The sequence below is a fragment of the Achromobacter mucicolens genome (genome assembly GCF_029866465.1).
Classification (GTDB): Bacteria; Pseudomonadota; Gammaproteobacteria; order Burkholderiales; family Burkholderiaceae_B; genus Achromobacter; species Achromobacter mucicolens.
In genome coordinates this window covers 3854949-3873672 of sequence record NZ_CP123364.1, presented here as the reverse complement: position 1 = coordinate 3873672, position 18724 = coordinate 3854949, and the positions used below count along the sequence as shown (strand labels likewise).

Annotated in this window: 11 protein-coding genes, 1 tRNA gene and 1 pseudogene; 10 read left to right on the top strand and 3 right to left on the bottom strand. The window is 60.8% G+C overall.

Annotation, left to right across the window (positions count from 1 at the left end; genetic code table 11):
• Nucleotides 1–153: 153 nt before the first annotated feature.
• The 3 genes from QEP15_RS17685 to QEP15_RS17675 all read left to right on the top strand — a co-directional run bounded on the left by QEP15_RS17685 (nt 154) and on the right by QEP15_RS17675 (nt 3424).
• Nucleotides 154–229 (top strand) — tRNA-His (locus QEP15_RS17685).
• Between the two features lie 625 nt (nt 230–854).
• Nucleotides 855–2741: an acyltransferase family protein gene (locus QEP15_RS17680; protein ID WP_280147790.1), complete on the top strand. Its 1887-nt coding sequence runs from the start codon at nt 855–857 to the stop codon at nt 2739–2741.
• Between the two features lie 116 nt (nt 2742–2857).
• The gene (locus QEP15_RS17675) at nt 2858–3424 is read left to right on the top strand and encodes a hypothetical protein (protein ID WP_280147789.1); all 567 of its coding nucleotides are present in this window, start codon (nt 2858–2860) and stop codon (nt 3422–3424) included.
• 8 nt (nt 3425–3432) lie between these two features.
• On the opposite strand, the gene QEP15_RS17670 is transcribed toward QEP15_RS17675, so the two are convergent.
• A complete protein-coding gene (locus tag QEP15_RS17670) occupies nt 3433–4212 on the bottom strand; it encodes an aspartate-alanine antiporter-like transporter (RefSeq protein ID WP_280148924.1) in 780 nt (259 codons plus the stop codon).
• A gap of 114 nt (nt 4213–4326) precedes the next feature.
• Nucleotides 4327–5316 (bottom strand): annotated as a pseudogene (locus QEP15_RS17665) (aspartate-alanine antiporter-like transporter); the annotation flags it as partial.
• Between the two features lie 82 nt (nt 5317–5398).
• Here QEP15_RS17665 and aspT point away from each other — a divergent pair.
• The 3 genes from aspT (at nt 5399) to QEP15_RS17650 (ending at nt 11180) form a co-directional block, all read left to right on the top strand.
• The gene (aspT, locus tag QEP15_RS17660; RefSeq protein ID WP_280147788.1) at nt 5399–7087 is read left to right on the top strand and encodes an aspartate-alanine antiporter; all 1689 of its coding nucleotides are present in this window, start codon (nt 5399–5401) and stop codon (nt 7085–7087) included.
• 74 nt (nt 7088–7161) lie between these two features.
• Complete coding sequence (locus QEP15_RS17655; protein WP_280147787.1) at nt 7162–9903, top strand: aminotransferase class I/II-fold pyridoxal phosphate-dependent enzyme; 2742 nt, start codon at nt 7162–7164, stop codon at nt 9901–9903.
• A gap of 2 nt (nt 9904–9905) precedes the next feature.
• Nucleotides 9906–11180, top strand: a complete 1275-nt coding sequence (locus QEP15_RS17650; RefSeq protein WP_280147786.1) for a patatin-like phospholipase family protein — start codon at nt 9906–9908, stop codon at nt 11178–11180.
• Nucleotides 11181–11202: 22 nt separating this feature from the next.
• On the opposite strand, the gene QEP15_RS17645 is transcribed toward QEP15_RS17650, so the two are convergent.
• Nucleotides 11203–12840: a mechanosensitive ion channel family protein gene (locus tag QEP15_RS17645; protein ID WP_280147785.1), complete on the bottom strand. Its 1638-nt coding sequence runs from the start codon at nt 12838–12840 to the stop codon at nt 11203–11205.
• Between the two features lie 324 nt (nt 12841–13164).
• Between QEP15_RS17645 and QEP15_RS17640 the strand changes: the two genes are divergently transcribed.
• From QEP15_RS17640 to QEP15_RS17625, 4 genes are all read left to right on the top strand, one after another.
• Complete coding sequence (locus tag QEP15_RS17640) at nt 13165–13938, top strand: response regulator transcription factor (protein ID WP_280147784.1); 774 nt, start codon at nt 13165–13167, stop codon at nt 13936–13938.
• Nucleotides 13939–14221: 283 nt separating this feature from the next.
• On the top strand, nt 14222–15274 hold the full coding sequence (locus QEP15_RS17635; protein WP_180100531.1) for an Ig domain-containing protein: 1053 nt from the start codon (nt 14222–14224) through the stop codon (nt 15272–15274).
• 242 nt (nt 15275–15516) lie between these two features.
• Entirely contained in the window at nt 15517–17037 is a 1521-nt protein-coding gene (locus tag QEP15_RS17630) for an ATPase domain-containing protein (protein ID WP_280147783.1), read from the top strand.
• Nucleotides 17024–18712 (top strand): ATP-binding protein, encoded by a 1689-nt coding sequence (locus QEP15_RS17625; protein ID WP_142054161.1) that lies wholly within the window; start codon nt 17024–17026, stop codon nt 18710–18712. The genes QEP15_RS17630 and QEP15_RS17625 overlap by 14 nt, the downstream gene beginning before the upstream one ends.
• Nucleotides 18713–18724: the final 12 nt, after the last annotated feature.

Below are 18724 nucleotides of genomic sequence, written 5' to 3'. Positions count from 1 at the left end.
TGGCAAACGTGCGACTTCGGGGCGATTTCACACGCTTTAAAAAAACGTGCTAGAATTCGGCCTCTTCGTTGTTGAGCTTCCTTCGAAACACGTTTCAGAGAAGTTTGCGGCGAAAGCGCTGTAGAAGTTAAGCAGTGCTTAGCAGTACCAGTGGTGGCTGTAGCTCAGTTGGTAGAGTCCCGGATTGTGATTCCGGTTGTCGTGGGTTCGAGTCCCATCAGCCACCCCAAGAATTCCTTAGAAATCAGCCGCCTAGAGCGGCTTTTTTCTTTTGTGCGGCCTGCAAAATGGTGGCAAGCATTAAGCGCTGCCCTCGATTTCGGCCACCCGGCGCCCATCATCAACGCGGTGTGTCGTTGCCGGAGTCGCGTGCGTTTCCGGGTTCTCGTCCCTGCCTACCAGCACTATCGCAAAGTAGGCGTGCAGGCCGTGAAAGGTGAACCGCTCGCGGCCAGGCGTCTTAACCCAATCTCCCCTGATTTTGGAACATAGCGCCCCGAAGCCCTGTTCGGCGCATAGTTGCTGGCCATTCTGACCAGGTACACGGATTCCCGAATGGCCAATTTAACGCCCCGCGTTATTTGGTCCAACTGAGCAAGGTCGGCAAACAGTTGGCGCAGGGCCGCGTCCATTCGATCGGATTGCTAGCCGAGCCGAGATGTTCTCAAAGCCTGCACTGAGGAATATTGCAATGCTGGCACGAGATATTCCGATTGAGCTAGAGAGACGCCTGAAAGCTCCTGCAGAATCCCGCCCGTAACAGGGCCGGCAGAAAATCGGTGACTATAATCGCCCCGGGCCAAAAGCAGCGGCCGCCCGATTATCACATCAAGCAGATTAGAAGAACAATGCGAATGTCAGACGTGCATCTGAAGTACCGGCCTGAAATCGACGGACTACGCGCTATTGCAGTGTTGGCGGTCATTCTGTTTCACGCGAAAATTCCCGGGGTGGCGGGTGGTTTTGTCGGCGTTGATATTTTCTTCGTCATAAGCGGCTACCTGATCACGACGATCATCGCGCGCGAACTGGATGCCGGGTCGTTTTCGTTTGGCAGCTTTTATGAACGGCGCGCGCGGCGTATTCTTCCCGCGCTCTTGGCCGTCCTGATCGGCACCACCATTGCCGCCTGGTTTTTGCAGGGGCCGTATGCACTGGTTCGTCTTGGACAGGGGCTGGTCGCGGTGACCACTTTCGTCTCCAATATCTTCTTTTGGAATACGACGAACTATTTCACCGCAGGTCTGGACAACCCGCTGCTCCACACATGGAGCCTCAGCGTCGAAGAGCAGTTCTATGTGCTATTCCCGCTGCTCATGATCGCCATTTGGCGTTTTGCGCGCAGATCCGTTGTCTGGGTCTTGTTGCTTTGCGCGCTTGCATCGTTGGCGGTGAGCGAGGCGGCGGTACAAACTGGGCGTTCTCTCGCCGCGTTCTATTGGCTTCCGACCCGCGCTTATGAGCTGTTGATCGGCTCCCTCGCCGCGGTGTCTCCCTTCGGAAGATTCCTGGCTGCTCGGCCAAATATCCGCACCCTGGTTGGGTGGATCGGGGCCGCCGGCGTGTTTGGCGCCATCCTGACTTTCGACAGCGCCGTGTTCTTCCCGGGCCTGTCCGCGCTGATTCCAGCCGTGGGTTCGGCGTTCGTTCTCTTGGGCGCCACGCGGACCAATTCGCTGGGGCGGATTCTGTCGGTGCGGCCGCTGGTGTGGGTCGGGCTAATCTCATACAGCGCTTATCTGGTCCACCAGCCTTTGTTCACGTTCGCGCACATTATCCGGCCCGGCTTCGGGATTCGGGGCAGCTTGATCTTGACCGGACTGGCGCTGGTGCTGGGCTGGATCAGTTGGCGTGTGGTCGAAAAGCCATTTCGTGACCGTGCAAAATTCAAAACCCGGCCGGCCATGTGGACCCTAGGGCTTGGATCGTTGGCCGTCTTTGGAATCGGCATGGCGCTGTGGGTCTGGCAGGGCGCCATTGTTCGTCACAACGAGGAACAGAAGCGCTGGCAGGAGTACGACAACGTCCAGGCGCAGACGCCCTACGTCATCACTCGCTTTAACGCGCTTGAGAAGGACTTCGACGAAGTCGGCAAGCGCCGCGTGCTGGTGATCGGAGACAGCCAGGCGCAGGACTTCGTGAATATGGCTGCCGAGGCCGGCGCCTGGAAGGCCGACGAGGTCCGGACTATTTACGTGCCTGCGCAATGTCAGATTGTCTGGACGGATGACGATGTGTCGGCGCACATTCCTGCAGCCGAGCGGCACATGTGTGCGAACGCCCGCTCCTTGAAGAAGTCCACGGCTCAGGTTGCGAAGGCTGACGTGATTTTCCTGGTCGCAAACTGGCATCTATGGTCCGCATCCAGGCTGCGGGAGACGATTCAACGCATGAATTTGCGTTCGGATCAGCGCTTGTTTGTGGTCGGCACGAAGGAGTTTGCGCCACCGGACATTCGCAACATGATGAGAATGACGGCGAAGCAGCGTGCCGAGGTGCGGTCTTTCCCCAACGCTGGCCACCTGGAACTCGGCCGAACGCTGCAAGAGGGCGTTGCGGGCTTTGGGACATACGTGGACTTCTTCAATGCGGTATGCGCAGATAATGGCTGCCCTGCCGTAACCCTGGACGATGAGCTGATTTCTTACGATCGCATCCATCTGACAGAAGGCGGTGCGCGCTATCTTGGCCCGATCCTTTTCAGAAACAACACACTGCGTGAATTCGCGGGAGCCGAATGAGTCGGGCGTGGCGGCCCCTTACCCTGATTGCCGTGCATCCCATCGGAACGGTATTTCAGTTCGGCCGTCCGGTGCCGTTATCTGAATATGACGATGCCTTGTCGGAGCGCAAGTAGATGAACCACATGGAAAAGTTGACCGGCGCCGATTGGGCGCTGTTTGGGCTGGCGCTTCTGTTGCTGGCCCCTCCCGTGGTGGTGATCATGTTTCTGAACGACGCCGACGCTGCTTCGTTTTTCACTTCCTCGGACGGACGGGCGTACTTTCTTTCCTATTGCTCGTTCTGGCTTGCCGCCATGGCTGGGTTGACGGCGGGCCGTGGCGTCGTCCGGCATCAGCGGGGAACGCCCAAGGCAGAGCTGGCCATTGCGTCGATCCAGGATTACATCGAAAGCGGCATGTTGCTGGTCAGTTCCGCCTGCGCGCTGGCGCTGACGGCGCATGACGATCTGCTGCCGCATCGCACCTTTTTGAATCTGTTGATTGCGTATCCCCTCGTTTATGCCGGCTACCTGCTGGTCCTGAAGATTTGGGAGAAAGGGCGGCTTAAGGGGAAAAAGGCGGTTTCATTGCCATCGGCGGGACTTCGGAATGCCAGGCGTGCCTTTTTGGTAATTGCCTCGGTTGCGGCTGTCGTGATCTGGATCATGGACCGATCTGCTGTCCTGACCCTGGTAGGGTAAATGCAGGATCAAAACAACAGCCAGACGATCACCGTGCCCCATGTCGTGATCAGAATATGTCCGAAGGCCACGGTGCCGGAATAGCCGATGACCGCAACGGGGCTATCGGATTTTTCTTGCACCGCGGCAAGGCCGGCGGTCATGGTTTGCACGCCGGCCAATGCGCCCAACAATAAAAGCGGCTCAAGCTTCAACAAATATCGGCCCACCAGCAAGCCAACGAACAAGGGCACCAACGTCACGACGATGCCCGCCAGAAAGATCGTCAGTCCAACTTCTTTCAGCGCGTCGACAAAAAGAGGCCCGGCTTTCAATCCGATCATGGCGACGAAGCCGGCCAGCCCGATCGACTTCATGAATTCCAGGGAAGCGTGGGATATTCGGCCGAACAACGGCTTGCCAGCGTTGCGCCAGCCAACCAAAAGGCCCAGCACCAACGTTCCGACGCTGCTTCCGATGGCGATCGGCATGCCGCCGATGGGCAATACGAGCGAGGTGCCGATCACCGCGCCAAGAAAGACGCCGAAGCCCAGCGCGACGAAATCGGTGGAATCCGCTTCCTGTACCACGCTCCCCACAAGCGCCGCCACGCGCTCCACCGCCGTTTCCTGTCCGACGATGGTCAGGACATCGCCACGTTGGAGCACCGTGCCGGGGCCAATCGGGATCTTTTCACTTCCGCGCCGGATATCTCGCAGGAATACGCCTCGCACTTCCTCGGCTCGATCAGCAATTTGAGCGACCGTTTTACCGACAAACTCTCGCTTGGACAGCACGACATCAAACATGGCGCTTGGAATGTCGAGCAGCTCTCGATCGGCTTGTTCGATGGCGTTACGATCCAGCACTCTGAGAAGGACTTCGCTTTTGCCGGAGACCGCGATGACGTCGCCCGGTAGCAGGCGGGTTTCGGGTGTAGAGACAAGCAGACTGCCGTTACGTCTGATTCGCTCTATGAACAGGCGCTCCGGCGCGAAAAGTGATTCGGCCTGAGCGACCGATTTTCCGGCGATCGCGTGATTGTCCTGGACCAGATACGCGCGCAGGTCGAATCGTCGCCATGCGGAGGTCACGCCGGCTTTCTCGCGTTCGATGCCATAGACCTGTTCAAGCCTCGCGCCTTCAGCTTTCAAATCAATGCGCAACAGCTTTGGTGCCAGGCTCGAGCAGAACCAGATAACGCCGAACGTACCGAAGATGTAGCACAGCGCGTCGGCCACGGCGATTTGGCTGATAAGGCGATTTTGTTCGTCGGCGCTGATCGGCAGGTGCCGGATCGCTTCGCTGCCTGTTCCGATGACCGGAGATTCGGTCAGTCCGCCTGAGATGAGGCCTACCGCATAGCCGATCTCGAGCTTCAGCAAGGTGGCAAGCGCCCACGCCGTAACTAACCCTGCAACCGGCACGACAACGCCCAGCACCGCCCATCGCCACCCGCCGTCCTTCATTCCCCGGAAGAAGCTTGGGCTCACGGAGTATCAGATTCCGAACATGAATAGCAGAAACAGCACCTGCTTTGCGGTATCCGATATCGGAACTTGAACGAAGTATCCGATCAGCAGCCCGGCCAGCAACGAACCCGTTACAGGTCCAAAGCCGACGCCGCGAATCTTGAATCCCCCCACCCAATAGCCGATCCCGATGGCAAGGAAAACCGCCAGTTCCGGGTTGCGCTGCAGCATGTTGCTAAAGAAGTCCATGGCATTTGTCTCCCCGTAAGAGGAAGCTCCAGCGCTTCGAGCAGGTCCGGCTTCGAGCCGGCACCGCACGTTGATTTTGATTGTGCAGATGGCAGCGATTTGCGTCCCAAACAGTTTCAGACATGGGCCGTTGGGTATGTTGACCAATGTCAATTTCGTTGATGCGGGCTGCTCTACTCTGGCGCTGCTCATCCGCGCTGCGCGGGCGTCGCACAGGATTTCCGAACCTGCATGACTCAGTGCTTTCCATTCAGGAACAGTCAAGGAGAGAATCATGAGTTGGTTTGTGGACACGCTTAAAGCCTATCCGGAAATCGCCATCTTCCTGGCGCTGGGCTTCGGATACTGGATAGGCGGCAAAAGCTTCAAGGGCTTCAGTCTGGGCGCCGTGACCTCGACGCTGCTCGTCGCAATCGTCATCGGCATACTGGGCGTCAAGATATCCCCCAACGTGAAGTCGGTCTTCTTCCTGATGTTCCTGTTTGCGGTGGGATACGGGGTGGGGCCGCAATTTGTGCGCGGCATCGCGAAGGATGGACTACCCCAGGCGATTTTTGCCGTCGTCATGGCGCTGTTGTCCCTGGGCGCGGCCGTCGTTGCCGCAATCCTTGCCGGTTACGACCTGGGTTCTGCGGCCGGCCTCTTCGCGGGATCGCAGACCATCTCCGCGTCCATGGGGCTGGCGACCGATGCGATCGGACGTCTTGGGCGCCCGCCCGAAGATACCCAGGCGCTGCTGGACGCCATGCCGATCGCCTATGCGGTCACGTACATTTTCGGCACCGTGGGCTCGGCGATCATCCTGGCGCAGATCGGGCCGAAGCTTCTTGGCATCGACCTGGTGGCCGCCTGCAAGGCCTACGAGGTGAAACTGGGAGCCGGGCAGGGCGGGGCGGACGCGACCAACTGGTACGAGTTCGACGTCCGTGCCTACTCGGTGGCACAGAACAGCCCGTTCATCGGCAGGACCGTCAGCGAGATCGAGGCCGGCGTGCAGCCCGGATTCCGCGCGTTTGTCGAGCGGATCCGGCGAGGCGGAAAGATCATCGAGGCAGATCCGGCCCCCGTCATCCAGGCGGGGGACGTGGTCGCGATCGGCGGCAAGCGCAACCAGATGATCGAACGGCTTGGCCCCAGCGGGCGTGAAGTCGAGGACGCCGAGCTGCTCGACATCAAGACCGAGGGCGTCGACATCTACATCTCGAACAAGAATGTGGATGGCAAACCGCTGGAAGAACTGGCGCATTGGCCGGGCGCCCGCGGCGTGTTCCTGAAAAAGATCCGGCGCGGTCCGACCGAGACGGTGATACCCATCCTGCCAAAGACCCAGTTGTTCCGGGGCGACGTCATCACCGTCGTCGGGCGCACTCAGGACATCAATGCCACCGCCAAGAATCTCGGATACGTTGACCGGCCGACCACGGTGACGGATGTTGCGTTCATGTCGTTGGCCATCACGATCGGCGCGCTTGTCGGCGCCGTCGTGATCAACGTCAGCGGCATCCCGCTCACGCTCTCCACCGCGGGCGGTGCGCTGATTGCCGGCATCGTCTTCGGGTGGTTCCGCGCCATCCATCCCACGTTTGGCCGCATTCCCGAGCCCACGCTGTGGTTCATGAACTCCGTCGGGCTCAATGTGTTCATCGCCGTGGTGGGTATATCGGCCGGCCCGGGCTTCGTCGCCGGGCTGCAGAAGTTGGGCATCAGCCTCTTTCTGTGGGGCATATTCGCGACCGCCGTTCCGCTCGTGCTGGGGATGCTGATCGCCAAGTTCATTTTTCGCTTCGACCCGGCCCTGATCCTGGGCATCTGCGCCGGAGCGCGCACCACCACCGCGGCGCTCGGCATGGTCTGCGAGGCCGCGAAAAGCCAGGTTCCCGGCTTGGGATACACGGTGACCTACGCCGTCGGCAATACCCTGCTGACGATCTGGGGCATGGTGGTGATCATGATTCTTTCCTAACGACACCCACGCGCCTCGGCGGGTTGCCTGCCGGGGCTTATGCCGGCCATCTGGGGACTGCAATGACATCCGACATGAACGAACACCGCCAACTTGACCACCTGCTCTCGAACTCGGCCGCGCGCCTGGACCGGTGGCGCGACCTGAATGCCAAGGCGCAAGCCTGGGCCGCCGAGGTCCGGTGCGCCAGGACCGGCGCGGGCGCGGGACCCGTGCAGGACGCGCTGGCGGACCTGCGTCCGATGGAGAGCTACTTCGCCTACCCGGGCGTGCGGTTGCTCCATGCGCTGGACGAGCGGATTGCGGACGGCGACGGCATGGGCGCAGCGCGTCTCATCTTGCGCATGAGCAACTCCCTGCTATCGGGCAGTTATCGCTACGACGAGGGCGAATGGCAGGCGACAGAGGAATTCTGCGCCGAAGGGCCCGACCGCACCCCGCCCGGCCTGGCGGGAAGCCACGCCAGCCGGCCGTACTTCGAGGCACTGTTCGTGAGCCCGGCGCCCGCGGCCCGCGCGGCGGCGATTACCCGAGAAATCCGTGAACTGCGGCGCCACGACGACCCGCTGATCTATGAGCCCGTCTTGGTTGGAAGCGTCGAAGATGCCTTGCTTGCCACGATTCTCAACGGCAAGCTGGAGGCCGTCGTCATCTATGACGGCATCCCCATCCCTTCCAAGCACGATGCCCCGCTGCTGCGGGATTTTCTGAGCGTCTACGAGCACCTGGACATGACGGTCGACGCGCCGCGCGAGATCGGCGTGCGGCTGGCCCACATGATCGCCCGCATCCGGCCGGAGCTCGACATTTACCTGCTTACCGACAGGAACGTGGAACAACTGGCGGGCGACCCCAGCGCCTCGGCGATCCGCCGCGTCTTCTATGAGGTCGAAGAGCCCATGGAGGTGCACCTGAACATTCTGGAGGGCGTGCGCGATCGGCAATCCACGCCCCACTTCGACAATCTCAAGCAGTATGCCGCCAAGCCAATCAGCACCTTTCATGCGCTGCCCATCGCGCGGGGCAAGTCGATCATCAAGTCCAACTGGATTCGCGACTTCGGCGAATTCTACGGGTTGAACCTCTTCCTGGCGGAGACGTCCGCCACGACAGGCGGCCTGGACAGCATGCTGGAGCCCACGGGCAACATCAAGGTCGCCCAGGAGAAGTTCGCGCGCGCAGTCGGCGCGGACCACGTGTTCTTCGTGACCAATGGCACGTCCACGTCGAACAAGATGGTCTACCAGGCAGTGACCAAACCGGGCGACATCGTGATCGTGGACCGCAACTGCCACAAGTCGCACCACTACGGGATGGTTCTGTCGGGCGCGCAGCCGCTTTATGTGGAAGCCTTTCCGATGACGGAGTATTCGATGTATGGCGCGGTTCCGCTGCGCACGGTCAAAGAGGCGCTGCTGGCGCTGAAGTCGGCGGGGCGGCTGGACAAGGTGGCCATGGTCACGCTGACCAATTGCACCTTCGACGGGCACATCTACAACACCCAGCGCGTCATGGCCGAGTGCCTGGCCATCAAGCCCGACCTGATTTTCCTGTGGGACGAGGCGTGGTTCGGGTTTGCGCGTTGGTCGCCATTCTTGCGCATGCGCACGGCGATGGGCGCCGCGGCCTCGCTGCAGGCATGGCGCGACGACCCCAAGGCGCTCGAGGCCTGGCAGGCACAGTGCCGCGAACTTGGCGAGGATCTGGACCCCCAGGATCCGAGGCTGCTGGATCGCGTCCTGGTTCCCAATCCGCGGGCCATGCGCGTACGCGTCTACGAGACGGATTCGGTGCACAAATCCATGTCCAGCCTAAGACAGGGATCGATCATCGCCGTGCGCGATGAAGACTATGAGCACCATGTGTCGGCATTCCACGAGGCGGTGTTCATCCATGCATCGACCTCGCCCAACGCGCAGATCATTGCCTCGCTGGATGTGGCGCGCCGTCAGATGGAGCTGGAGGGCTACGAGCTGGTCATGCGCGCCATCGAGGTCGCGTTGGCCATCCGCCGTGAGGTCGCGAATCATCCCCTGATTTCGCGCTACTTCAGCGTGCTGGGGGCCGACAAGATGATCCCCGAGGAATTTCGCGCTTCGGGATTTGCCGACTATCTGGCGCCGGGCATGAACTGGCTGACGGCCGTGAAGTCGTTCAAGGAAGACGAGTTCTGCCTGGATCCGACCCGGTTGACGCTGGTGTGCGGCACTGCGGGATACGACGGCACCACGTTCAAGAACCTGCTGGCGTCCCGCTACAACATCCAACTCAACAAGACCTCGCGCAATAGCGTCTTGCTTCAGAGCAATATCAACAACACACGCAGTGACGTCGCGATGCTTATCAAGGTGCTGCTGGAAATTTCCGAGGAAATCGAATCAGGATTCAAGGAAAGCGGCGAAGCGGGCAGGGCAGAGTTCGCCGAGAAAGTCAGGAGCCTGATGGAAGATGTGCCCAGCCTTCCCAATTTCAGCCGCTTTCATGACGGCTACTGGGATGACCCGCGCAGCCCCACGCAGGAAGGCAACATGCGAGACGCCTTCTTCGCGGCCTACAACGAAGCGGACTGTGAATACCTGCCGCTGTCCAGTCAAGACATTGACAAGCGCCTGGAGGCGGGCCCCCCGCTGGTGTCAGCGAATTTCGTCATCCCGTATCCGCCGGGCTTCCCGATCATGGTGCCAGGCCAGATCATCGACGCGCACACCATTGAGTTCATGCGCAAGCTCGATGTCAAAGAAATTCATGGCTACAACGGGGCGCGCGGCATCAAGCTGATAAAGCCGTCGGTCTTCAGAGGCGCCGAAGGAAATTGAGCATGAGCAGATTCTTCGCGACGCTGTTCAAGACGCTTTTTGCAGGAAGGGGGCGCCTTGACGCTGCGTTCGGCCTAGCCCTGATCACGGCGGCCGGGCTGTTTCTTCAAGGGTGCACCGCGACGCCTGCCAGGCTGCAGGCGGTGCCGCACGGCTTGGTCGACCAGGTTGAAGTTCCTGGAATGCCTGGTGTGCGCTATCTGGTTGTGGCCGACTCGCCAAAAATCATTCAGGCGGCCTACGAGTCGTTGAAAAGGGAACAGGATTACCTTGCGAGGCAGGGATATTCGGGCAAGCTGGGATCCGCTGTATTCCTTGCGATTTCTGGGGGTGGCGACAACGGGGCGTTTGCTGCGGGGTTGTTGAACGCATGGACGGAAACAGGCACCCGGCCGGAGTTCAAGCTTGTGACCGGCATCAGCACGGGGGCACTGATTGCCCCTTTCGCTTTTGCCGGCAAGAAATACGACGCGACGCTGAAGGAAGTCTATACAACGACTTCGCCAGACGACGTGATGGTCAAGCGCAGTTTGCTTGGCGGCGTGTTGAGCGACGCGATGGCGGACAACCGGCCGCTCCTGGCCCTGACCCGAAAGTTCGTCACCCAGGAATTCCTTGAGGAGATCGCCGCCGAGCACGCCAAGGGGCGCATGCTGTTGATCGGCACCACGGACCTCGATACCGGCCGTGGCGTCATCTGGGATATGGGCAAGATTGCCACTTACGGCGGTCCTGCGGCATTGGATCTGTTCGTAAAGGTCATGGTCGCCTCAACGTCGATTCCGGGCGCTTTTCCTCCGATGATGATTGACGTGGAAGCCGGTGGACGAAGCTACCAGGAGATGCACGTTGATGGCGGTGTCGTGGCGCAAGTGTTTGCCTATCCGGTGACCCTGCGCTTGGCGGAGGAAGCGACGATGCGTGGCGCCAACCGCGAGCGAGAGCTCTATATCATCCGCAACGCCCGGCTGGACGCGGACTGGATTGAGGTGCAGCGCGCCACAATGAGCATTGCTGCGCGCGCGGTGGCGTCCATGATTCAAAGCCAGGGTATCGGCGATCTTTACCGCATCTACACGACAGCGCACCGTGATGGCGTCCAGTTCAACCTTGCGTTCATCCCCTCGAGCTTTCGGGCGCCGCATCGAGAGGAGTTCGACACGGAATACATGCGATCGCTCTACGACACCGCCTATGACATGGCGTTGAAGGGCTTCCCGTGGACCCATTCGCCGCCGGGCTTCGCTTTGCCGACCGTTGATTCACCCGGCAAATAGATCGCGGGCGGCGTCGCGCGTGTCAGGGCTTGGGTCTTACGTCCGGAGACGCAGGCGCGGAGTACCAATGTTCCGGCGGGACGACCTTGGGCTGTTCGGGGTCTCCCTCGTAGGCAGGCGTCATGATTTGCACCTGGTATTCGTTGAAGACATCAATGATGTGGCGGTGCAGTTCGGCGTAGCGTTTGCCGATCATCTCTGTGTCGCGCACATAAACGTTCAGTTCGTATGAAACCGAAAAATCTCCCAGTTTGGTCAGGAGAATGAAGGGGTTCGGATCTGAAAGCACACCGGCGGTGCGCGCGGCGGCGGTGAGCATCATCGCCTCGACCTGCCGCCACGGCACCTCGTAGCCAATCCCGACCGTGGTGTGAAGAATCAAACCTTTGGTGCCGGCAAGGGAACTGTAATTCGTGACGTCGCTGTTCAGAATCTGGGAGTTCGGTATGGTCACCTCTTCGTTTTTATTCGTGCGCAAATGCGTCACCTGAAGGCGGACGGCCACAACTTCGCCGACGACATCGCCCACCTTCACCCGATCCCCAACCTTGAAAACCCGCCGGTAGGTCATCAGGTAGCCCGCGATAAGGTTGGATATTGCCGTTGAAGAGCCTAACGACAGCACGAGCCCGATGAAGATCGAGATGCCCTTGAAGGCTGCGGTTTCGGAGCCCGGAATGTAGGGGTATGCAACGACAATCGCAAACGCCAGGATCAGCACCCGGAGCAGCTTGTAGGTCGGCATGGCCCAATCCGGTTCGAACTGCGTGAAGACGACGCGCTTTTGTTCCACGGCGGCGAAGAATTTCCGGGCCCGGGCTAGCGTAAAGCGGGTCAGGAAATAGATGATGGTCAGGATCAGGACGTCGGGAATGATCTCGGCGGTGGACTTCCCAAGTCTGCGGGCAGCACGGGTCGACAGGTCGAGCAGGTCGTTCGAGACGGAACGGGTCCAGGGAAAGAGCGCAAGCACATATTGCAGGTATACGTAGATCGACACGACGATGGTCATGATCCCGACCGCCAGGATTACGCCATGCAACGCTTTCCAGATCGTGTCCGACCGCACGACCTCGAACGACTGGATGTCCACGTCGTGAACGCGACGCTTCAGAACCCTGGAGGCGGCCTTGTCCAGCCAGCGGTTGAGCAGAAGCAAGACCGCAATGCCGGCCGCCAGCAGGATGGTGGCCCCGGCAGCATGAAGCGCCGCCTTGATCAGGTAGTCCGTGCTGCGGGTCAGCCGGTATTCATCGATGGCCTGGCGAATGCGCGCCAGGTGCAAGGCCGCGAGGTTCTCGCGCGTGGTTTGCTCGAGCTGGGCGTCCGCATCCGTGACGACCATCAATGCCGTCTTGCCTGCCAGGATGACCGTGCCGGTTTCGAGGGTGTCCACTTTCAGTCCGGCGCTCGCGAAGGCGGCATCGCCGGCCGCTTCCTCGATTCTTCGCCCAATGGATTGCGCCCGTTTCTCGGCCGGAAACGATGACAGCCCACGGACCGTGAACAGCACCTGGCCGTCGATCTCGACGGGAGCTGTCTCCAGCGTCAATTCAAGGGCAGGGGCCGTGGAACGCGCCTCGTCGCCAGCGGCCCCGAACGCGAGCAGGGGCGCCAACAACACGGCGGCCAGGATGAACGACTTGAGTCTGCGGGCCATTTGTGTCTCCCACGCTCACCGCATCGTTGAGTCGCGCTTCACCGGCGAGCGTGGGCGCGAGGCTCGTTTCGCACGATTTATCCGGCATGACGACCATCCGGACAGAATTGCGGATTAGGCCAGCGTCGATGTTGACTTCCATCATGAAAACGCCGGCAGCAGTGAATGCCGTGGCCACGCGAGGCGCCTGCGAGACGGATGGCCCAAAGAATCGAATATTTCTGATGGGAACGCTTGTGGACGCGTTCCTATACTTCGTCACTTGCGCGCAGTGCTGCCCAGATTGCCGGGATGCGCGATTTTGCGTTCTTGCCATAACAGACGATGCCGTATTCCGAACAGTCGCTGCATTGGGGGCAGTATCACCCTCGGATTATCCATGACGCGTTCCATGCGCCGCGCGGGGTGGCGGTGCGGGCGGCCCACGCGGACCCATTTCCCATCGGCGCCAAGGCCTACATCGTCGACGAGGACGAGTCATCGGAATGGGCCGTTCGACGGATTCTGGCCAATTTTTCCATCGACGTCATACAGAGCCGGACAGTGCGTGATTTCCTGTCCATTTATTCCGAAGGCGAGTGCGACTGCCTGATCATGGACTTTGGAAAATTGACCGCAGATAGGGCTGTCGATCGCGATTTGGCCCAGGCAAACGCCGCCCTGCCGATGATCTTCATCAAGTCCGAGCCTGAATTCGGCGACGCCGTCGAGGCCATGCGGCGTGGTGCGGTGGACTTCTTTGCCAAGCCGCTCAATTCCAGCCGTCTATCCCATGCCATTCACTTTGCGCTGCGCCTGAGCCGCCGCGCGCATCTGAATCGCGTGCGGGCGGAACAGGAAGAAGCGCGAAAGGCGCTGCTGACGCAGCGTGAGCTTGTGATCGTCCAAGGCGTGATTGCGGGGCATTCCAGCAAGGAAATCGCGGAACATCTGCATATCTCCGTGCGAACCGTGGACAACCACAAGGCGCGTGTTTATTCCAAGCTGAATATCAATTCTTCGCTTGCGTTGGCCCGGCTGTTCATCGGTCTGATAAAGCCTGGCATTGACTGGCGCTCGAGCGAGGGGCAATCCGATTATGTGCTGGCAAAAGGGTAGTTTTACTCTCCATTCCAGCCTCTTGTTCTTGAAATAATGTCTCGCCCAGTCTTCCGATACGTCAGTGCTGATCGTGGCCTGCAGCCTTGCGCGGTTCTGCGATGTAAATGCAAAGAGACATGGCGGAGCGTCAAGTTTGTCTGAGGCGCACGCGGTTATTGGGTCTCGCAGGCCGAGCGTTTTTACGCTCGGCCTGTTGAGTGATATTTAACGCGCAGAGCGCATCGTTGATTGAGTCACAAGGACTGTTATGAATAAAAAAATAATCTCCCGATTCGCGTGCTTGGGAGTCGCTGTTGGACTGATCGCAGTCAAGCCAGGCCAAGCCATCGCTGCCGAAGACTTCAAACCGCCCGTGGGCAAAATCTCGCAACGCGCCGCGCCCGTCAAGGGCACGCCTGCCGCCTCCCCGACGTCCACGGGCGGTCAGGAAATTGCCCGGTCCCGCGGCACGGCCATTGCTCCCGACAAGGGGCTGTCCATCACGTCGGGCGCAACGCTTAATTCCCAGTTGATCCGTGTGCGTACCTCCGGCGGAACCGGCACCTTGAACTTCCGGTTGCTCGACACCAGCGGCAAGCCCGCCGAACTGCCCGCCGGCCTGGTGTTCGGATCCGACGGCTCGCTCTCGGGCGCCGCACCCTCCGTCGCCAGCCCCAAGACGCTGACCTATCTGATCCAAGTCGAAGATAGCGGTGGCGGCAAGGCCAGCCGGGCGGTGCAACTGACTATCAACCCGCCTTTGAATGTCGAAGGCGGTTCCATTCAAGCGACGGCGGGCGGCCGGATCAAGAGCCCCGTCAAGTTCATCAACGTCAGCGGCGGCACCGGGAACTACGCCGTGTCCTATTCAAACGCTGATGGCAGCGCCATGCGTATCCCGTCCGGCTTGGTGCTCGACGGCAGCGGCCGCGTCAGTGGCGCGGTGCCCAAGTCTCTGGAAAAAATGGCAGGTCTTACCGCCACCATCAGCGACGAAGGCGGCGCCCGCGTTTCGGTTCCGGTCGACTTCAACCTGGCGCCCGCGCTCGAAATCTCGACCAACCCGATCGAACTTACGGCCGGCGCCACGATGCCGACGGCATTGCCGGTGGTGAACGCCACGGGCGGTAGCGGCGCGGTGCGCTACGCGCTCTTCGACAAGGACGGCACGACGCCTGCCCGACTTCCCGAAGGCCTGAAGTTTGACGAGGCCACCGGCACGCTGCGCGGTCTGGTGCCGCCCACGCCGCAAGAGGGCCGTTACGTGGTGCTGGCCCAAGACGCCGGTGGCGGCGAGGCAAGTGCCCGCTTCGAATGGAAGATCAATCCCCAGCTTCAGATTTCGTTCGAGTAAATCGAAGTATTAAGTAAAAATAAAAAACCCGCCTTCCACATTCTGGAAGGCGGGTTTTTATTTTTTGGGGACATATTGGACCCTCGTCCGGCGGCGCTGCGCCCTGGGTTTTCCTTTTATTGCACAGCCGCTTGTGGCCCGGCGCAGCGATTCAGTACGTAACATCTCTTTCCGTCTGAGCGGCTGATCCCATTTGACGATGGCGATATGCTTGGTGCTTCACTCGTATTCACGGGAAAGCCATGAGCGCATCGATTGAAGAACAGACTGCGGCTTTCAAGCCTGACCCCCGCATTTCGACCGGTAATCCCGGGATCGACGATATTCTGGGCGGCGGTTTGGATCCCAACAGGATGTATCTCTGCGAAGGGCGGCCAGGCACTGGCAAGACCACCATGGGCATGCAGTTTCTGCTGGAGGGTGTCCGCCAGGGCGAGGGCGCGCTGTATGTCGCGCTGTCGGAAAGTCCGGCTGAGCTCAACCTTGTCGCGCACCGTCATGGATGGTCGTTGGATGGCGTCGAGATCCTGGAAATCGTGTCGGAAGACGTGCTGGACCCCGAGCGGGAGCTCACGGTCTTGCACCCCGCCGAGATGGAGCTGACCGAAACCACGCGGCTCATTCTGGACAAGGTGGAATCGCTGAATCCGTCGCGGGTCGTCGTTGACAGCCTCTCTGAACTTCGACTGCTGGCGCAGGGCTCGCTGCGCTATCGCCGCCAGATCCTGGCATTGAAGCACTTTTTCGCGAATCGCCAATGCACCGTGATTCTGTTGGACGACCAGGCGGCCAAAGAGGACGACCTGCAGTTGCACTCCATCTCGCACGGCGTCATCGCCCTTGAGCAGATGGCCGTGGATTTCGGTGCCCAGCGGCGGCGGCTGCGCATTCTCAAAATGCGCGGCGTGGACTTTCGGGGCGGTTATCACGACTTCACGATCAAGCGGGGCGGGCTGGAGGTCTATCCGCGGCTCGTCGCGGCCGAGCATCACAAGGAGTTTCATCCGACGCCCACCCCCAGCGGCAACGCGGAGCTGGACAGCCTGTTGGGCGGTGGCCTGGACCGTGGCACCAACGCCCTGCTGATTGGCGCGGCCGGCGTGGGCAAGTCCTCGTTGGCTGCCACCTACGCGGCATCTGCAACGCAGCGAGGCGAGCATGCTGCAATTTTTGCGTTTGACGAATCCCGGGCCACATTTTTTGCGCGTTCCCGCGCGCTGGGGATGGAACTGGATACCGCGCTGGATGCCGGATTGCTGAACTTCAAGCAAATCGATCCGGCCGAAATGTCCCCTGGCGAATTTACGGCGTTGGTGCGGCGCGCTGTCGAGCAGGGCGGGGCGCGCATCGTGGTTTTCGACAGCCTGAACGGGTATATGAATGCCATGCCCGACGGACGGTTTCTGATTCTGCAGATGCACGAACTTCTCAGTTACCTTGGCCAGCAGGGGGTGACGACCGTGATGGTGCTTGCCGAGCATGGGCTGGTGGGCCCGATGGAAACGCCGCTGGACATCAGTTATCTCAGCGATACGGTAATCATGTTGCGTTACTTCGAATACGGCGGACGCGTGCGTCGTGCGATTTCGGTCGTCAAGAAACGCAGCGGCGCGCACGAACACGTGATGCGCGAATTCACCATGTCGTCGGCAGGTCTGACCCTGGGGCCGCCCTTGACCGCCTTTCATGGACTGTTTTCGGGCACCCCGCAGTACACGGGTGAAGACCTGCGACTATTGAGCGTACCCGATGCTTCGTCCTGAGGATGCCGAAGCGCGTGTTCTGGTGTATGCCCCGATCGGTCGCGATGGCACGGCCGGCGCGCGGCTGCTGCAGCGCGCCGGCTTCTCTACATACGTGTGCAAGGATGCGGAAGACCTGCTGATGCAGGCGGAAACCGGCGCCCTGACGGCTTGCATCACCGAGGAAGGGCTGTTCGGCAAGAATCTGGACTTGGTGAGCGAATGGCTGAAGGCGCAGCCCGCCTGGTCCGGACTGCCGTTTGTCGTGCTGACCGGCAAGTCGCAGAGCGGACCCGTCGTGCGGTGGCGCAAGAAGATGACGGAGCTGCTGGGCAACGTGTCGCTGCTGGAGCGGCCGACCCAAAGCCTTGCGCTGACCACGATGGTGCAGACGGCGGCGCGCGCAAGGATGCGCCAGTATGAAATCCGTTCTCTGCTGTTGGCAGAGAAGCAGGCGGCCCAGGCGCTCGAGTCCATGGTGGCAAGCCGGACCCGGGAGCTGGAAATGGCCAATGCCGAACTTCAGCAACAGATGCTCGAGCGCAGCCGGATTGAAGAGTCGCTGCGCCAGGCCCAGAAGCTTGAGGCGCTGGGACAACTGACGGGGGGCGTGGCCCACGATTTCAATAACCTGCTGATGGTCATTTCGGGGGGACTGCAAATGCTGCAGCGTCCCATCGACGACGCGCGGCGCACACGCCTGTATGCGTCGATGCGGCAGGCGGTGGACCGGGGCGCCTCGTTGTCGCGGCAGTTGCTGACGTTTGCCCGCCGCCAGGCCTTGCGCCCACAGGTGGTGGACCTGAACACAGTCGTTCGCGACATGCTGGACATGCTGGAGCGCAGTCTGCGCGGCGACATTGTCGTGTCGCTGGCGTTGGCCGACGGCCTGTGGCCGGTGGAGGTCGATCCGGGCGAGCTTGAACTCGTCATCCTGAATTTGGCGGTCAACGCGCGCGATGCCATGCCCAACGGCGGCGTGATTGAAATCCGGACCGAGAACGTGGCCGCGCCGGGGCAGGGCGAGTTGACGGTCGACCACGTTGCGTTGCGCGTGACGGATACCGGCACGGGCATGTCCGCAGAGGTGGCGGCGCGCGTGTTCGAGCCATTCTTCACCACCAAGGATGTTGGCAAGGGATCGGGCCTGGGGCTGCCGCAAGCGTATGGATTTGCCAAGCAGTCGGGCGGCGCCATCGAGCTTTCCACACAGCCGGACATGGGAACCACCGTCTCGGTGTGTCTGCCCCGGTCGGCAAAACAAGCCGCCACGCGCGGCCGCCCGGCCGATGTGCGTGCGGTTCGGGAACGCGCCTCGACGTTGAATGTCTTGCTGGTTGAAGATGACGCCGAAGTGGCCGCGTTGACGGCCAGCATGCTGCAAGAGCTGGGTTATGCGGTCACGCCCGCTTCCAGTGCCGCCGAGGCGTTGGAAGTGCTGAACGGCGATGGCCGCGTTGACGTCATGTTGACGGATGCCATGATGCCGGGCGGTAAGAACGGCATCCAATTGGCCCGGGAAGTGCGTATCCGGAACCCGGGGCTGCCGGTGGCGCTGATGACCGGATTCATGGGCGAGGAAGTGAAAAAGGCTGGGCAGGAAGGCATTCCGCTTCTGCCCAAGCCTTACCGGCTCGAGCAACTGGCGGGCCTATTGATCCGATTGACTGGCGGGCGCGCGTCGGGGCGGACGTAGCCGTCCTGGCGC

Coding starts and splice junctions, on each gene's coding strand:
- QEP15_RS17625 (WP_142054161.1), top strand. CDS start 17,024: ATGCTTCGTCCTGAGGATGCCGAAGCGCGTGTTCTGGTGTATGCCCCG.
- QEP15_RS17670 (WP_280148924.1), bottom strand. CDS start 4,212: ATGTTTGATGTCGTGCTGTCCAAGCGAGAGTTTGTCGGTAAAACGGTC.
- QEP15_RS17630 (WP_280147783.1), top strand. CDS start 15,517: ATGAGCGCATCGATTGAAGAACAGACTGCGGCTTTCAAGCCTGACCCC.
- aspT (WP_280147788.1), top strand. CDS start 5,399: ATGAGTTGGTTTGTGGACACGCTTAAAGCCTATCCGGAAATCGCCATC.
- QEP15_RS17645 (WP_280147785.1), bottom strand. CDS start 12,840: ATGGCCCGCAGACTCAAGTCGTTCATCCTGGCCGCCGTGTTGTTGGCG.
- QEP15_RS17655 (WP_280147787.1), top strand. CDS start 7,162: ATGAACGAACACCGCCAACTTGACCACCTGCTCTCGAACTCGGCCGCG.
- QEP15_RS17650 (WP_280147786.1), top strand. CDS start 9,906: ATGAGCAGATTCTTCGCGACGCTGTTCAAGACGCTTTTTGCAGGAAGG.
- QEP15_RS17675 (WP_280147789.1), top strand. CDS start 2,858: ATGAACCACATGGAAAAGTTGACCGGCGCCGATTGGGCGCTGTTTGGG.
- QEP15_RS17680 (WP_280147790.1), top strand. CDS start 855: ATGTCAGACGTGCATCTGAAGTACCGGCCTGAAATCGACGGACTACGC.
- QEP15_RS17640 (WP_280147784.1), top strand. CDS start 13,165: ATGCCGTATTCCGAACAGTCGCTGCATTGGGGGCAGTATCACCCTCGG.